This is a genomic window from Sporosarcina sp. FSL K6-1522, assembly GCF_038622445.1.
In the GTDB taxonomy this organism is placed as follows: domain Bacteria; phylum Bacillota; class Bacilli; order Bacillales_A; family Planococcaceae; genus Sporosarcina.
Window position 1 is genome coordinate 653,150 of sequence record NZ_CP152019.1, and the last position, 15,143, is coordinate 668,292.

A 15,143-nucleotide genomic window follows, 5' to 3' on the forward strand; every position below is an offset into this window, starting at 1 on the left:
TTATCGTTGAGTAGATACCCTTTTTTGAAAATAATCACACAGCAATTTCACGATGATATTGGTTACAAAAATGAGTAACGATAGCATGAAAATTTCATTGAATTTCCCAAAATGCTGTAACTCTTTAATCTTGCTTGCCACCAATGAGGTTTGTGCCGTAACGAGGAAGATAATCCCACTAATCGTGACCATCGCATTGACAAAGTAATAACTAAACATCTCAATGACCGTCGACACCGAATTCGGTAAAATGACCCGCCGAATCGTCTGCAACCAACTATCTCCTAGCAACTCTCCCGTTGTCTCCCATGTTGGATTCATTTTAGATAGTGCATTTTTTGCCATTAAATATGGTGTTGTAAAGAAATGGACGATATTACAAAGCATGATAATGGCGAAAGTACCTTTTAAGCTACTGCCGTTAAACAGCAGTAAGTACGATAGCCCCAACACCATGCCCGGTACTGTGTTCGTCATCATGGCTACGGCATCCAGTGATGATTTTCCTTTGACGGCTGTTCGAACGTTTAACACAGCTGCGGAAAATGCAATGCACGTCCCAAATACCGCAGTCAATAAAGCTACAAACAAGGAATTTTTATAGACTGCCGTTAAGTCACTCGATTCGAATGTATCTATAAAATGCTTAAACGTGAACGTCAGATCATACGGATAACTACTGACAAATGGTGCCACAAACATCACTGCAAACACCGATAGCATCACGAATAACACTGCACCTGAGACAAGCCCAAATCCTATATCTCTGCCTTTATGTGGCATAAGTTCCGTCTCGCCAAACTTGTCATAATGGAAATTGAGCTTTTCGAGATAATTTAATAGGAGAACACCAAACACCGCCGGCACAAGCATAACAACCGCAATCGCTGCGCCATGATTAAAATTCGGAATGGAACCGAGCATCACTTGGTATAGCTGCGTGGCAACAACCGAATACGTCCCCCCGACTGAAGCCGGTATCCCAAAATCCGTAAAGCTAAGGATGAAGGACAAGACAAATGCGCCGCCTAACGTACCTACTAATGGTCGAATAATGGTGTTTTTAAAACTTCTGATCGTCCCATCACCCATGAGCTTGGAAACGACAATATACTTTTTATCAATGTACTTGAAGGAGTTATTAATCAGTAAAAAAGCAGCCGGTAATGTATACATCACATAACCCATTAATAACCCGTTAAAGCCGTAAATCTCCACTAGATTGCGTCCAACAATCTTGGTGATAATTCCTTGATTACCAAACGAATAGATAATCGCAAAACCATATGTAATTGTGGGGAGCAACATCGGAAGAAGAATCCCCGTTTTAATCACCGTTTTTAACGGTCTGTAAATTCGTGTACAATTCACCGCGTAGGCCAGCATAAAGGCCAGTATCGTTGTAATAACCGCCGTCAAACTGGATACTTTTACGCTATTACCAATGGACGTCAGCAGCTCTTGATCCGACAGCACGGCCAGGTAATTGGCGAAATTAAATCCCTCACTCGTTTGAAACGAACGAACAAACAAGATGCCCAGCGGGACGACTAGAAAGGCGGCGAATAACGCCAGAACTGGGATATAGATGACGCGCATCGCCGGTTTGACATTAGGCATACTGTTCACCGAATAAATGATAAATATTTTGTCGCTTAATATGTAATTGTTTTAGAATGAATTTCTCCACAAAATCATTCGTTGGCTGGTTAATAATTTGTTGCGGCGTTCCAAATTGCGAAATATGCCCTTGATTAATGATCAAGATTTTATCGGATAGCGTTAAAGCCTCTTCTGGATCATGTGTCACAATAATCGTTGTCAGTTTGAATTCCTTAGCGATGGATTGAATGCGCTGCTTAATGGATTCTTTAATGACACCATCTAACGCACTCAACGGTTCGTCTAACAATAAGATCTTAGGCTTCATGACGAGCGTTCTTGCAATCGACACGCGTTGTTTTTGACCCCCTGATAGTTCGCCTACTTTCTTTGTTAAATGTGGCGTCAATTCCAGAAAATCGATGTATTCTTGAAGTTCTGCGTCAGTTACCAATCCTTTATTGTTTCGTAAACCATAAACAATATTGTCGTACGCATTTAAATTGGGAAACAGTGCGTAGTCCTGAAACACAATATTAAAGCCACGATCCTTCATCGATACATTCGTCAAATCCGTGTTATTAAAAATGATTTTTCCACGGTCCATTTTCGTTAGCCCTAAAATGATGTTTAACAATGTTGTTTTACCACTTCCACTTGGGCCTAATAATGAGACGATCTCGCCTTCTTCAATCTCAAGATTTATGTCATCCAGAATTAATTTATCATCAAATTGCTTGCTAATATTTTGTAATTTTAGCAAATCGCTCACCTCCTTCGCTACAACCTTAGTATAGGAGGGCAATGTAAATGTACATTGCGATTTTTGTAAACAATTCGTAAATGTTGCCCAATTGTTGACTACTTGTTGAGCAATTAATGCTATATTTACTGCCAAGTCCCTCGTTACTTATGAGGAGAACATTGAATAGGCGGGTGAAGTAGATGCTTCCACTTGAAAGACAACAGAAGATTATCGACTTACTCACGATTAAAAAAGTAGTAAAGATTACAGAACTCACTGAAGCACTTCATGTTTCGATTGAAACCCTTAGAAGAGACATAACGCTTCTTACGCGTAAAGGAAAAATCGAGAAGATTTATGGTGGCGTGAAACTGATTGAATCGAAGTTTGGAGAGTCGGCATTAGGTGAACGTATGGGGAGTCGCTTAGCGGAAAAAGAACAAATTGCACAAACCTGTAGTAGCTATATTAATGATGGGGATTGTATTTATATCGATAGTGGTTCGACGACGTATCAAATTGCGAAGTATATCAAACATATGAAGAAGCTGACTGTGATTACGAATTCCATCCCTGTTATTAATGAACTTCTCAATAGCCATATTGAGTTGATCATTATCGGTGGAAAAGTGAGGCCACATGAACAATCGGTTACGGCTTTTGATTATTTATTTAACTTTAATGAATTGAATATCGCGAAAGCCTTTATTTGCGCGAGTGGCATCACCCTTGAAAAAGGGATTTCAGATTATAGCTTGGAAGAGGCCATCACTCGCAAGAAAATTATTGAGCTGTCTAAAGAGGTGTATGTTGCTGCGGATCATACGAAGTTCGAGAAAGATGTAACGATTGGCATTGCTCCTATTGATAACATCGATTACATCATTACGGACAATGGGGTAAAGAAGGAGATTGTTGAGAAATATAAGGCGGCGGGTGTGAGGTTGATTGCTAATGGGGAATAAAGGGCATCCGTTGAATTCGCCGCGGTGCTTGGGGATATCTCTCAAGCATTGAACATTGTCGGTAAAGCTCTTCTACAAAACAAAAAGCAGGCAGTCTCAACACCCCATTGCGGTTTGCTGAACTGCCTGCTTTTTCAATTTCTTCTAATCACAACAGTAGAAGGTTTACGCCAATTCTTCAACTGATTCATAAGATTTCTTTTCTTTCTCTGTGCCGAAACGACCTTCCCACTTTGCCATAACAACTGTCGCCAATGCATTACCAAGCACATTCACGACTGTACGTCCCATATCAAGAAGCCTGTCGACACCTGCGATGAATGCAAGTCCTTCGAGTGGAATCCCAACAGTTCCAAGTGTCGCCAGTAAAACAACGAAAGACACGCCTGGTACACCTGCAATCCCGTTAGAGGTAATCATCAATACTAAGACTAATGTAACTTGTTCCATAATGCTTAAATCAATGCCATACATTTGCGCGATGAAGATCGCAGCAAGTGCTTGATACAACGTAGAACCATCTAAGTTAAAGGAATAGCCCGTCGGAATGACGAAAGAAACGATATCTTTCGGCGATCCGAATTTCTCCATCTTCTCCATCAGTTTCGGCAAAACTGTTTCCGAACTGGAAGTGGAATAAGCCAAAATAAGCTCTTCTTTTAGTTCTTTAATAATGCTGAAGATGCTCGTGCCAACCAGTTTCGCAATACCGCCAAGCACAACAATCACAAAGAAAATCATTGTCGCATAAACAAGTATCATTAACTTGCCAAGCGGTATCAAGGACTCTAAACCAAATTTCGATACTGTCACACCCATTAGACCGAAAACGCCAATCGGAGCAAATTTCATGATAAAGTTTGTTACCCAAAACATAGCATCCGCGGTACCTTGGAAAAATGCAAGAACAGGTTTTCCTTTTTCACCAACCGACGCAATCCCCAAACCGAATAATACAGAGAAGAAAATAACCGAAAGCATATCCGCATTCGCCATCGCTTGGATAACATTGCTCGGTACAATACTAACAAGAACATCCATGAAGCCTTCATTTTGCACGCTTTCAGTTGTTTGGACATAACTATCAATATCGCCTTTTGTCAGCGTAGACATGTCAATACCAACACCAGGCTTGAAAATATTTGCCGCAGACAACCCGACAATGATCGCAACTAGTGAAATCACTTGGAAATAGATCATCGTCTTGCCGCCAAGCTTCCCTAATTGTTTTAAATCGCCGGTACCCGCCACACCGACAATTAATGTCGAAACGATAATCGGCACCACAATCATTTTAATCATGTTAATAAAGATTGTACCTAGTGGTTGCAAATAAGTTTCTACCGCAGGATTTCCATAAAAAATGGCACCGACAGCAATCCCTAAAAATAATCCTATAAGAATTTGATATCCTAAACTTAGTTTAAATTTCTTCTTCATCCAAAAGTCACCTCTTATCTCCTAATGAAACCGCTTTCTTTATATCAGAATTCGGTATATAGAATATATTACAGATGACTTATGGAAACCGACAAAATCCGACATTGTATAATTCAGTATTTTCTGCCTGGATGAAGATTCGCATCATTCTTTTTACAATTATAACCGCATCAGTTTATCTTCTACTTCGAGATACAGCACTTGAATAAACTTCTTGCTATTAATTTTCACTTTTATCGGTTCCTGATGGTCTTCCTCAATTTGCTTCATACGACTGCGTATTTCTTGGAAATCAAAATAACGAGGCGCATAATACTCAAACTCTGCAGTCGTATAGTCTACTGCCCCAAGCGACGCCAAATTATTGACCGCCATCAGAATTGTTCTGCGAATTCGTTGCTCAATCGCTTTGCTTTCTTTAGTGATGTCTACATTGCCAATCTTATGTGCGACTGCTTCGTATAGCTCTTTTAATGGCGGCAACTGCGCCCCCCGCCCCTTCTGACTCATCAAAATCTCGATCATCATGACGATATCGTCGCTCCCAACTTCTCCGATAATCCCCATATCATTCAAGATTGTTAACACAATTTCCTTCACACTTCGCTGCTTTGGCGCTTGAACAACTGGCCCTATATGTGCCAATGACTCGCGAATCGCCATTAATGAAGCTTGTAAGCGAAAATTTTCCGTAGTCTTTTGTAAAATGCTCTGCACTTCCACACGGTTAATCGGCTTATGAATAAAAAATTCCACACCTTTTTCATAAGCTTCTCCTACCATTTCTTTATTAACAACTTGGGAAATCATAATAAATTGTCCCTGATAACCTCGACTTTTCAATTGCTCCATCGTTTCGATGCCGTCCAATTCAGGCATTAATAAATCAATCAACACCATATCAGGTTGTAAGGATAGCACGGTGGTGAGGGCCTTCACCCCACTCTCTGCCTCACCAATGACCATGCCAAGACCACCTTCTGTTATGACTCTCTCCAGCATTCGTCGGCTGGCCATATCATCATCTACTATAAAATAACGCAGCATTATTCAACTCGCTTTCGAATGGTATTAATGGGAATTCGGACACGAAAAATCGTTCCCTTTTCCGGCACTTCAATTTGAATCTGGCCTCTCAGTGCCTGTATAATTTCCTTCACATGAGACAAGCCAATCCCCGTCGCCGCAACGCCGCGGTCGTTAAACTTCGTTGTATAACCGGGTTCAAAAATAATCGGAACATCCCCTTTCGGAATACCTTTGCCCGTATCTGTTAGCTGAATACAAAGATGTTCTGAATCCTCATGTAGCTCAAAATGAATTTCTCCCACGTCTGCAATGGATTCAACGGCGTTAGCAGTAAGATTATTCAACAAAGCAAGCAATGGGATATGTTGACCCGTTTCAAAATCGACAGATGCCGATAAACGGAAAGTGATCGTCTTTTTTAATAGCTCACTGTATTTTTTATTGGCCGTCATGACAAGATCAAGTAAATCAGACAGTAAAAACACGTCATCTCTTTTTTCTTTTGTAATCTTGGAAAGTCCCGACAAAATACGTTGTGAATCCTTTTTCACCTCATGGATTTCCTGTGTAATGGACAAAGCTTGCATACTCAAATCCCGAAGATTCTGCTTTTTCAATTTCCTGTATAAGTCATGGCTGGAAGCCGTAATTTGCTCAATATGATTCATCGATTTCTGCAAATAAAGGGTCTCCGCATACAGCTCAGAACCGACACTCAGCATTTCCTGCATGCGCTTCTTTTGTTCCGAGATTGTAATTGAACTGTATAACCCTACAATAAAGTAACTGCGAAATAGGGCCACTCCGCCAACCAATGCCCAATCCCGTAATCCTAAGCCTTCATGGTGTAACAGCCAGTCGCGCATCAGAAACTCCGCGCTATTTCCAACAAACTCGAATACTGCACCCCAAGCTCCTAAAAATAATGGGAACATTTTATACTTCTCTATATTGATCATACTTAAGCCAGCTGCAAATAGAAAATAATACAAAAATGACGGCAAATGATTTTTAAAACTTGTCAATAGATGAAATTCATCGAGCATCATATCCCCCAAAAGGCGAAAACAAACAACCGTTATCCCCGTTACCAACCCAGTTCGTATAAGGGATGTTGGCGGTCGAATTAAAATCAGCAAGAAGTAAGCGATACTTCCCAATCCAAAACGGAATATTTCGCCATTGAAAGGAATCACTTTAAATTCACCAGCAACCGCCGTCAATAGGGCCGTCAACACTAACATGGTTCCATCTGCTTTATTAAACTTTAGGTTAAGAAGTTTTTTTTGCATAATCGTCTCCTGCGTAAGGTACTGGGTAAGAACTTCATTCAAGTAAAAGTATAGCATGTCTTGTGGTAGGCGATATTTAAAATCCACAAAGCCCAGCGAACTAATCCTATCGCTGGGCTTTGTGGATTTTCTTTTTCTTTTTGTAAAGACAAGGTTTCGACTCTATTTATGGAACACTGTAGCCTGACTTCCTCAAGAACGACGGAAAACATGAGAAAAGCACCTGTTGAAATTAACTTAAAGCTTTATGAAGTGACGCCATCATTTGTTGGTAATTCACTTTCCGACCAGTCCATTTTTCAATCGAAAGTGCATTTTGTAGTGCCAACATCTTCATACCATTTTGCGTCCGTGCACCATTTTGACGAGCTTGTTTTAATATCTTTGTTTCTGCAGGATTATAAATAATATCTGAAACAAATGCATCTTTCTTTAACTTAGTAATATGGATAGGTGATTGATCTATGTCAGGCCACATCCCAATAGATGTAGTTTGAACAATTACATCATATTGATACTGCATACTTTCTGCCTCTTCAAGAGATAGAACATTTGTATATTTATGGTCTCCGCCAACTTCTTTTAACGCATTAGCCCTTTCAATCGTTCGATTAGCAATATCGATACGCAATTCTCCATATTGGGATAGCGTATGATAAATGGACAAAGCCGCTCCTCCAGCACCTAAAATTAGGATACTTTCTTCATGTAAGCTTTGTCTATTCATATCTTCCAATAAGCCTTGGAGCCAAGCTTCTCCATCAAAATTATATCCTACATACTTTCCATCAATAAGTTGTACAATGTTGACTGCACCTTTTTTTAGAGCTATTGCATCTACTTCATCCAAAAAGGGAATTACTTTAGCTTTATAAGGGACAGTCACCATAAATCCTTTTATACCAATCGCTTTCATCCCTTTAATAGCAGTCTCTACATCTTCATGCTCTACGTGAAAAGCTTGAAAGTAAGCATCTATCTCGTTTAATTGATACGCCTCATTTTGAAGTAAAGGCGATAACGAGTGTGCTATCGGATTTCCTATTATGCCAAATAATTCGCTCATCTCAATCCCTCATTAACGACTTAATATTGTTCTTGACTCCAAACGACCAATTTCATTTCTGTCATTTCTTCAATTGTATATTTTAGCCCTTCACGTGCATTACCGCTTTCTTTAACACCACCATACGGCATTTGATCTACTCGATAAGTTGGAATATCATTAATCATGACGCCACCTACTTCAAGCCTCTTAGAAGCATTCATTGCTGTGTAAATGTCCTTGGTGAAAATTCCCGCTTGTAATCCGTATTTTGAATCATTGATGTAGTCAATACCCTCACCTACATGTTCAATAGGGTTAATCGTGACAATCGGCGCAAACACTTCTTGACAGGATACTTTTAAATGGGGTTCTGCACCTACAATGACAGTCGGTAACAAGATATTATTTTCAATCACACCACCAGTAATGACTTGTGCGCCTTCTCGAATCGCTTCATCAATCCAGGATTTCGCTCTATCCTGCTCATTTCTTGAAATAAGGGAAGATACATCTGTCTTTTCATTCAACGGATCTCCCAATACTAATTTCTCCGTCACCTCTTTAAATTTCCTTATAAATTCATCAAATAGATTCTCATGAATATAGATTCTTTGAAGCGAGATACAAACTTGTCCTTGGTTAGAAAAAGCACCTGTCACACATTTGGGAACGATTTTATCGATATTCACTCCATCATCTATGATAAGACCAGCATTAGAGCCCAGTTCTAATGCTACTTTCTTTAAACCCGCTTTATTTCTAATTCCTATCCCTACTTCTGGACTTCCAGTAAAAGTAATCATGCTCACCTTATCGCTTGTTACAAGTCGATCCCCAACTTTTCGCCCACTTCCAGTCACCACATTAAAAGCACCGCGTGGTAATCCGGATTCTTCCAGTAACCCCGCAAGAAAATAAGCGGACAACGGGGTTTGAGATGCCGGCTTTAATACAATCGTATTCCCAGCCGCAATAGCAGGGCCTACTTTATGGGCAACTAGATTCATCGGAAAGTTAAATGGAGTGATTGCAGCTACTACTCCGATAGGCTCTCTTAACGTATAACCTAGTCTCCCTGCACCATTTTTTGCGGCATCTAAAGGAATCATTTCACCATGAATACGCTTTGCTTCTTCCGCTGCAAACTTATATGTTTCAATCGTTCTATCTACTTCTCCTAAAGAGAACTTCAATGGTTTTGAAGATTCCATAGAAATAATTTCAGCAGCCTCAACTCTATTTTTCTGTAATAATACAACCAGTTTCTCTAGTATTTCGGCTTTTTCATAGGCAGTTAGCTTCGCCATAACTTCTCGGTTATTGTAAGCAGCGTCAATTGCGGCATCCACTTGTTCATCAGATGCTTGAGGGATTTCTGCAATTTTTTCTTCTGTATAAGGAGAATATAAATTCTCATACTGTTCAGCTACAATCCATTCGCCGTTGATAAATAATCTTTTCTTCATTCAGTTCTCCCCCTACCTAGAAGTGATTACCTTCCTAATACGCCACCGTCTACAGGGATTAGCGTCCCCGTTACATAATCCGAAGCAGATGCAGCTAAAAACAATGCAACACCAGCAACATCCTCTGGTGTTCCCCATCTTTTGGCTGGAATTCTAGCTTCTACTTGTGGACCTCTCACCGGATCATTCATCAGATCCGTATTCATCGTTGTTAACATATAACCTGGTGCTATTGCATTCACTTGAATACCGTCTGCTGCCCACTCATTCGATAAAGATTTTGTCAATTGCAAGATAGCACCCTTGCTCGTAGAATAAGCAACTGCATTAAAACCACCTAATACAGAAAGGATTGAGCCCATATTAATGATTTTTCCTGATCCTTGCTTTTTCATTTCCATTCCAGCAAGTCTTGATAATTCAAAAACTGCAGTGACATTCAGCGCAAGTGTTCTATCCCAACTATCTAGCGAAACTTCAAACGCAGGTTTTCTTTCAATTAAACCAGCACTGTTTATTAAAATATTAACTGTCCCACCTAGCTTTTCTAAAGCTTCTTTAAAAGATTGCCTTAAGCTCTCTATGTCTAACAAGTCCCCTTTAACAACATGAACTTTTGCTTCGTTCGCTATTAACTTGTTGGAAATATTAAACATCTCATCTGAAATATCAATTATTGCAACCTCAACACCTGCATTATGAAAAGCCTCGACCATTGAAAAACCTAATCCCTGGGCACCGCCTGTTATAATCGCTTTTTTCCCATTCAAGTTGAACATTTGTTCACCTTCCTTACTGTGATTAAGAATGAATCCCTTTGCCAACTAACGCATTTGCCGACTCCATTAATACTTCTGAGAGAGAAGGATGAGGCTGGACCATTTGTGCAAGCTCATCAACTGTTCCCTCCAAGTACATATAAGCAGAAGATTGGCCAATCATCTCTGTGACATGAGCACCTACCATAATAACTCCGAGGATTTCACCATACTTCTCATCGATTAGGACTTTTGAAAATCCTTCCGTATCACCCATTGTCAAAGCTTTTCCATTCCCTTGAAATGAGTACTTATTTACCTTATATGGAGTTGCTCTTTCTTTCAATTCTGTTTCGCTCATCCCCACGCTCGCAACTTGTGGATTCGTATAAATACAACGGGGGATCACTTTGTAATTCATCTTTTCTTTTGCTTCATCCAAATTCTCTACAGCCGTTAACCCCTCAGCGCTGGCGACATGTGCTAATTGTAGTCCGCCTATCACATCACCTACAGCAAAATAATCTTTCTTGCTCGTTTCTAGGTACTCATTCACCGCAAGATGCTTACCATTCATTTGAAGATCTAGTTCTGCAACGGCGGCAAGATTAGGCTTACGTCCAACCGCAAACAGAATTTGATCCACTTTTAAGTCCTCTGTCCTACCTTCTTGCGAAAGAATCCTAATGAGGTTTTCATTGTTACTCGCTTGAACGGACGTTACCTGATGCTTTGTTAACACCGTAATTCCTTTTTTCTTTAAACTTTTAAGCAACACTTTTGAAGCCTCTTCGTCTTCCGTTGGTATGATTCTATCCCCTAGTTCGACAATTGTAACTGCTGTTTTTAAGCTTGCAAAAATGTTCGCAAATTCAACTCCAATAACGCCTCCACCAACTATGACAATCGATTGAGGAATTTCTGTGATATCGAAAATCGTATCGGTTGTGTGGTAACTTATAGTATCAAGTCCAGTAATCGGTGGCACAACAGGCTGACTACCTGTCGCAATAATGATTTTCTTACCCGTAATTTTTCTAGAATCATTTTTAGTTTGAATTGTCACTGTTTTATCGGTATGTATAGTGCCATACCCCGTGTAGACGTCAATTTTACCCTTCTGCAATAAATAGTCAATTCCACTTCGTAAAGTAGCAATTACTTGATCCTTACGTGCAAACATTTCATCTAATGAAAAAGTCAAATTATCCGTTTTAATTCCCCAATCTTTTACTTTTTCAATGTTCTCTATAACTTCCGCATGTTTTAATAATGTTTTAGATGGAATGCAGCCCCTATTTAAGCAAGTACCACCTAAATAATCTACTTCGATAAGTGCTGTCCGCTTACCATTTTTAGCAGCCCTAAGCGCAGCAACATAGCCACCTGGTCCGCCACCAACAACGATCACATCATACGACATCTTATTGTCACCCCCTTATATCATTAATTTGAATGGATTTTCTAATACATCTTTTAAATCCGTTAAAAATGCTGCAGCTGGAGCACCATCAATAATTCGATGATCAAAAGACAAACTTAAACTCATCATAGATCGAATGGCTAATTCGTCATTCACAACAACCGCTTTCTTCTGAATACGTCCTACACCTAAAATAGCAGCATTCGGGCTATTTATAATTGGTGTAAATCCATCAACAGCATACATTCCTAAATTGCTAACTGTAAATGTACTGCCCTGCATATCATCGGGTGAAAGCTTTCCTTCACGAGCCTTCTTTCCAATGCTTTTAGCTTCACTTGTAAGAGTTGCTAGACCTTTTGTATCTACATCTCTAAGCACCGGAACAACTAAGCCGTCTGGTACAGCTACAGCCATTCCTATATTGATCGTTGAATGATAGATAATCTCTTTATCATCTAATGAAATATTGATGCTCGGGTTTTGTTTTAAAGTAAATGCCGTTGCCTTCAACAAGATTTCATTGAAAGAGACTCTTAATCCTTCCACTTTTTCAATCACCGGTAGTAAATCTTGACGAAGAGCTACACAATTCGTCATGTCAATTTCCGATATTAGAGTTACGTGTGGTGCTGAATATGCGCTTTCAGAAATTCTATCCGCAATTACTTTGCGCATTCCTTTGAACGGTACACGCTTGTTAGCCACATCCGTAACTTTTTTATTTACGGTAGGCGTTGAAACAAGATCCTCTTTACGGATTTTTCCGTGTGAACCAGTTCCATTTATTTGGTTATAGTCGATTCTTTGATCATCCGCAATTTTCTTCGCCAATGGTGTAATTCGCGTTGTATGTTGTTGCAAATATTGTTCAACGTCTGCTTTATGAATACGTCCAAGTGAACCAGTGCCAGTAATCTCACGTAAATTGAGGTGGTGTTCTTCAGCCAACTTTCTAGCCGCTGGTGTTCTTCTAATTTTATCACCATTTGCTATAGATATTGCTTCTACCATCTCTTTAGTCGCTGTTTGATTCCCGTCTACTTCCGGCATTTCGGAAGTGATTGTAGGTACACTTTTCAATCCCTCAACGCTTTCACCTTCGTCGCCCATATAAGCAATAACATCATGGACTTTCACCGTTTCGCCTGCTTCGGACACTACTTTTAGCAAAACTCCTGTTGTTTCTGCTTCAATTTCCATCACGATTTTATCCGTTTGTATTTCGGCAAGAGGATCACCTTCTTCTACCACTCCTCCTACCGGGACTAGCCAAGAAACAATTGTCCCTTCTTCCATTGTTGCACCTAATTTAGGCATTACAACTTCTATTGCCATGTTGACACCTCCTTACTTATTCATGAGTTTTCTACATTCTTGTACAATATCATTCACCTGCGGTACCGCCGCTTTTTCTAATTCTGGATTGTATGGAATCGGCGTAGCTACACCGCCTAATCGTCTTATTGGCGCATCTAGATAATCAAAGACGTCACTTTCTGCAATCATACTTGCAATTTCCGCACCATAACCGCCTCTTTTAACTGCTTCATATACAACTAAGACCCGACTGGTTTTCTTAACCGATTGTAAAATCGTTTCTGTATCCAAAGGGACTAGCGTGCGAGGGTCAATAACTTCTACGTGAATGCCTTCCTTTTCAAGTTCTTCAGCTGCTTCGAGGGCTCTATTCACCATGATCGCAGTCGCTACAATCGTAATATCAGTACCCTCTCTTTTAATATCTGCTTGTCCTAATGGAATCTCATAGTTTTCCTCTGGCACTTCTCCCTTCACGTTATAAAGCAATTTATGCTCATAGAACAGAACTGGATTGTCATCTTTAATCGCCGCTTTCATTAAACCTTTAGCATCATAAGCATTCGAAGGTTGTACCACTTTCAAACCAGGTACATGCGCCATCCAAGCCTCTAAACTTTGAGAGTGTTGTGCTGCAAACCCCGCACCCGAACCTCCTGGAAGTCTGATAACAACCGGAACTTTAGCTTTCCCGCCAAACATATAGCGCATTTTAGCCGCTTGGTTCACGATATTATCCATGGCAATCATCACAAAATCGGAAAACTGAATTTCTAAAATAGGCCTCATCCCCGTCATTGCTGCTCCCACTGCACAACCACTAATAGCCGCTTCTGAAATCGGCGTATTTCTGACTCGCTCCGGTCCAAATTCTTCAATCATGCCATTCGTTAAACCAAAAGCACCTCCATAAATACCAATATCTTCTCCCATTATGAAAACATCATTGTCTGTTCGCATTTCTTGACTCATTGATTCCCTAATCGCTTCTAAATAAGTAATTTCTCTCATTTTATTCATCACCTTTCGATTATGCATAAATATCTGCTTCTAAAGTCTCTAGACTTGGTGCTTTACTATTCTCAGCGAACTCTACTGCCTCATCCATCTCTACTTGGACTTTATTTTCTAATTCCATAAATTCTGTTTCTGTCAGAATGCTTTCCTCAATTAACTGTTCTTTAAATAAAGCAATCGGATCTCTCATTTTTCTCCATTCTTTTTCTTCTTCTCTCGTTCGATATTTCCTGGCATCACTTCGAGAATGGCCTCTCCATCTATACGTGTGTGCTTCAATTAACGTAGGTCCTTCACCATTTCTTGCTCTTTCGACCGCTTTTTCAGTTGCCTTTACAACTTCTAATACATCATTACCATCAATCGTTTCACTTGGAATTCCATAGGCAATACCACGATCTGCAATATTTTGGATGTTTGTCATTTCTTTAATTGAAGCTGACATACCGTATAAATTATTTTCACAGAAGAAAACAATCGGTAAATCCCAAATCGATGCCAGGTTTAGTGATTCATGAAATGCTCCTTCATTTGTTGAACCGTCTCCAAAAAAACATAAAACGACATAACCAAGATCTTTCATTTTTGACGTTAATGCTGCACCTGTTCCCAATGGTAATCCCGCCGCCACAATACCATTCGCACCTAAATTCCCTACATCTAAGTCTGCAATATGCATCGAGCCGCCTTTGCCTTTACAGTAGCCCGTTTCTTTTCCAAGTAATTCAGCCATCATCCCTTTAACCTTTGTTCCTTTTGCAATACTATGTCCATGCCCACGATGGGTACTCGTAATTTTGTCTTCCTTAGTTAACGGTACACATGCCCCAACTGCTGTTGCTTCCTGTCCGATACATAAATGCATCGTTCCATGAATTTTCCCTTGTTGGAATAGTTTCTCTACTGTTTCTTCAAAACTCCTAATCAACATCATGTCATATAACATTGTTTTTAGGCATTCTGGCGAAAATGGAGTTTCTGTAGTTAGTTTAGACATTTATTACCCTCCTAAATTTCTTTTTGAATATTATCAGTTAT

General features: G+C 39.9%; 13 protein-coding genes. 1 reads left to right on the top strand and 12 read right to left on the bottom strand.

Features of this window, described 5'->3' with window-relative positions:
- Both MKY34_RS03150 and MKY34_RS03155 read right to left on the bottom strand, forming a co-directional pair.
- Nucleotides 1–1,620, bottom strand: coding sequence for an ABC transporter permease subunit (locus MKY34_RS03150; RefSeq protein ID WP_342513803.1), 1,620 nt, complete (start codon nucleotides 1,618–1,620; stop codon nucleotides 1–3).
- The gene (locus MKY34_RS03155; protein ID WP_342513804.1) at nucleotides 1,613–2,365 is read right to left on the bottom strand and encodes an ABC transporter ATP-binding protein; all 753 of its coding nucleotides are present in this window, start codon (nucleotides 2,363–2,365) and stop codon (nucleotides 1,613–1,615) included. The genes MKY34_RS03150 and MKY34_RS03155 overlap by 8 nt, the downstream gene beginning before the upstream one ends.
- A gap of 182 nt (nucleotides 2,366–2,547) precedes the next feature.
- On the opposite strand from MKY34_RS03155, the gene MKY34_RS03160 reads away from it, so the two are divergent.
- Nucleotides 2,548–3,312, top strand: coding sequence for a DeoR/GlpR family DNA-binding transcription regulator (locus tag MKY34_RS03160; RefSeq protein WP_342513805.1), 765 nt, complete (start codon nucleotides 2,548–2,550; stop codon nucleotides 3,310–3,312).
- A gap of 165 nt (nucleotides 3,313–3,477) precedes the next feature.
- Here MKY34_RS03160 and MKY34_RS03165 read toward each other — a convergent pair whose 3' ends face one another.
- The 10 genes from MKY34_RS03165 to MKY34_RS03210 all read right to left on the bottom strand — a co-directional run bounded on the left by MKY34_RS03165 (nucleotide 3,478) and on the right by MKY34_RS03210 (nucleotide 15,051).
- Nucleotides 3,478–4,752 carry a cation:dicarboxylase symporter family transporter gene (locus MKY34_RS03165; RefSeq protein ID WP_342513806.1) on the bottom strand — a complete coding sequence of 425 codons (1,275 nt, stop codon included), beginning with the start codon at nucleotides 4,750–4,752 and terminating at the stop codon, nucleotides 3,478–3,480.
- 159 nt (nucleotides 4,753–4,911) lie between these two features.
- A complete protein-coding gene (locus MKY34_RS03170) occupies nucleotides 4,912–5,796 on the bottom strand; it encodes a response regulator (RefSeq protein ID WP_342515177.1) in 885 nt (294 codons plus the stop codon).
- Nucleotides 5,797–5,798: 2 nt separating this feature from the next.
- Nucleotides 5,799–7,073: an ATP-binding protein gene (locus MKY34_RS03175; RefSeq protein WP_342513807.1), complete on the bottom strand. Its 1,275-nt coding sequence runs from the start codon at nucleotides 7,071–7,073 to the stop codon at nucleotides 5,799–5,801.
- A 232-nt stretch (nucleotides 7,074–7,305) separates the two neighbouring features.
- Nucleotides 7,306–8,139, bottom strand: a complete 834-nt coding sequence (gene aroE / locus MKY34_RS03180; protein ID WP_342513808.1) for a shikimate dehydrogenase — start codon at nucleotides 8,137–8,139, stop codon at nucleotides 7,306–7,308.
- Between the two features lie 20 nt (nucleotides 8,140–8,159).
- On the bottom strand, nucleotides 8,160–9,587 hold the full coding sequence (locus tag MKY34_RS03185) for an aldehyde dehydrogenase family protein (RefSeq protein ID WP_342513809.1): 1,428 nt from the start codon (nucleotides 9,585–9,587) through the stop codon (nucleotides 8,160–8,162).
- 26 nt (nucleotides 9,588–9,613) lie between these two features.
- Nucleotides 9,614–10,366 (bottom strand): SDR family oxidoreductase, encoded by a 753-nt coding sequence (locus MKY34_RS03190; protein WP_342513810.1) that lies wholly within the window; start codon nucleotides 10,364–10,366, stop codon nucleotides 9,614–9,616.
- A gap of 22 nt (nucleotides 10,367–10,388) precedes the next feature.
- Nucleotides 10,389–11,768, bottom strand: a complete 1,380-nt coding sequence (lpdA, locus tag MKY34_RS03195) for a dihydrolipoyl dehydrogenase (RefSeq protein WP_342513811.1) — start codon at nucleotides 11,766–11,768, stop codon at nucleotides 10,389–10,391.
- 15 nt (nucleotides 11,769–11,783) lie between these two features.
- Nucleotides 11,784–13,106: a dihydrolipoamide acetyltransferase family protein gene (locus MKY34_RS03200; RefSeq protein WP_342513812.1), complete on the bottom strand. Its 1,323-nt coding sequence runs from the start codon at nucleotides 13,104–13,106 to the stop codon at nucleotides 11,784–11,786.
- A gap of 12 nt (nucleotides 13,107–13,118) precedes the next feature.
- Entirely contained in the window at nucleotides 13,119–14,099 is a 981-nt protein-coding gene (locus MKY34_RS03205; RefSeq protein WP_342513813.1) for an alpha-ketoacid dehydrogenase subunit beta, read from the bottom strand.
- Nucleotides 14,100–14,118: 19 nt separating this feature from the next.
- A complete protein-coding gene (locus MKY34_RS03210) occupies nucleotides 14,119–15,051 on the bottom strand; it encodes a thiamine pyrophosphate-dependent dehydrogenase E1 component subunit alpha (protein ID WP_342515178.1) in 933 nt (310 codons plus the stop codon).
- Nucleotides 15,052–15,143: the final 92 nt, after the last annotated feature.

Bases quoted from the DNA above. Each gene is read 5' to 3' on its own strand.
- MKY34_RS03200 (WP_342513812.1), bottom strand. From the start codon at position 13,106: ATGGCAATAGAAGTTGTAATGCCTAAATTAGGTGCAACAATGGAAGAA.
- MKY34_RS03205 (WP_342513813.1), bottom strand. From the start codon at position 14,099: ATGAGAGAAATTACTTATTTAGAAGCGATTAGGGAATCAATGAGTCAA.
- MKY34_RS03190 (WP_342513810.1), bottom strand. From the start codon at position 10,366: ATGTTCAACTTGAATGGGAAAAAAGCGATTATAACAGGCGGTGCCCAG.
- MKY34_RS03175 (WP_342513807.1), bottom strand. From the start codon at position 7,073: ATGCAAAAAAAACTTCTTAACCTAAAGTTTAATAAAGCAGATGGAACC.
- lpdA (WP_342513811.1), bottom strand. From the start codon at position 11,768: ATGTCGTATGATGTGATCGTTGTTGGTGGCGGACCAGGTGGCTATGTT.
- MKY34_RS03185 (WP_342513809.1), bottom strand. From the start codon at position 9,587: ATGAAGAAAAGATTATTTATCAACGGCGAATGGATTGTAGCTGAACAG.
- MKY34_RS03165 (WP_342513806.1), bottom strand. From the start codon at position 4,752: ATGAAGAAGAAATTTAAACTAAGTTTAGGATATCAAATTCTTATAGGA.
- MKY34_RS03210 (WP_342515178.1), bottom strand. From the start codon at position 15,051: ATGTTATATGACATGATGTTGATTAGGAGTTTTGAAGAAACAGTAGAG.
- MKY34_RS03150 (WP_342513803.1), bottom strand. From the start codon at position 1,620: ATGCCTAATGTCAAACCGGCGATGCGCGTCATCTATATCCCAGTTCTG.
- aroE (WP_342513808.1), bottom strand. From the start codon at position 8,139: ATGAGCGAATTATTTGGCATAATAGGAAATCCGATAGCACACTCGTTA.
- MKY34_RS03160 (WP_342513805.1), top strand. From the start codon at position 2,548: ATGCTTCCACTTGAAAGACAACAGAAGATTATCGACTTACTCACGATT.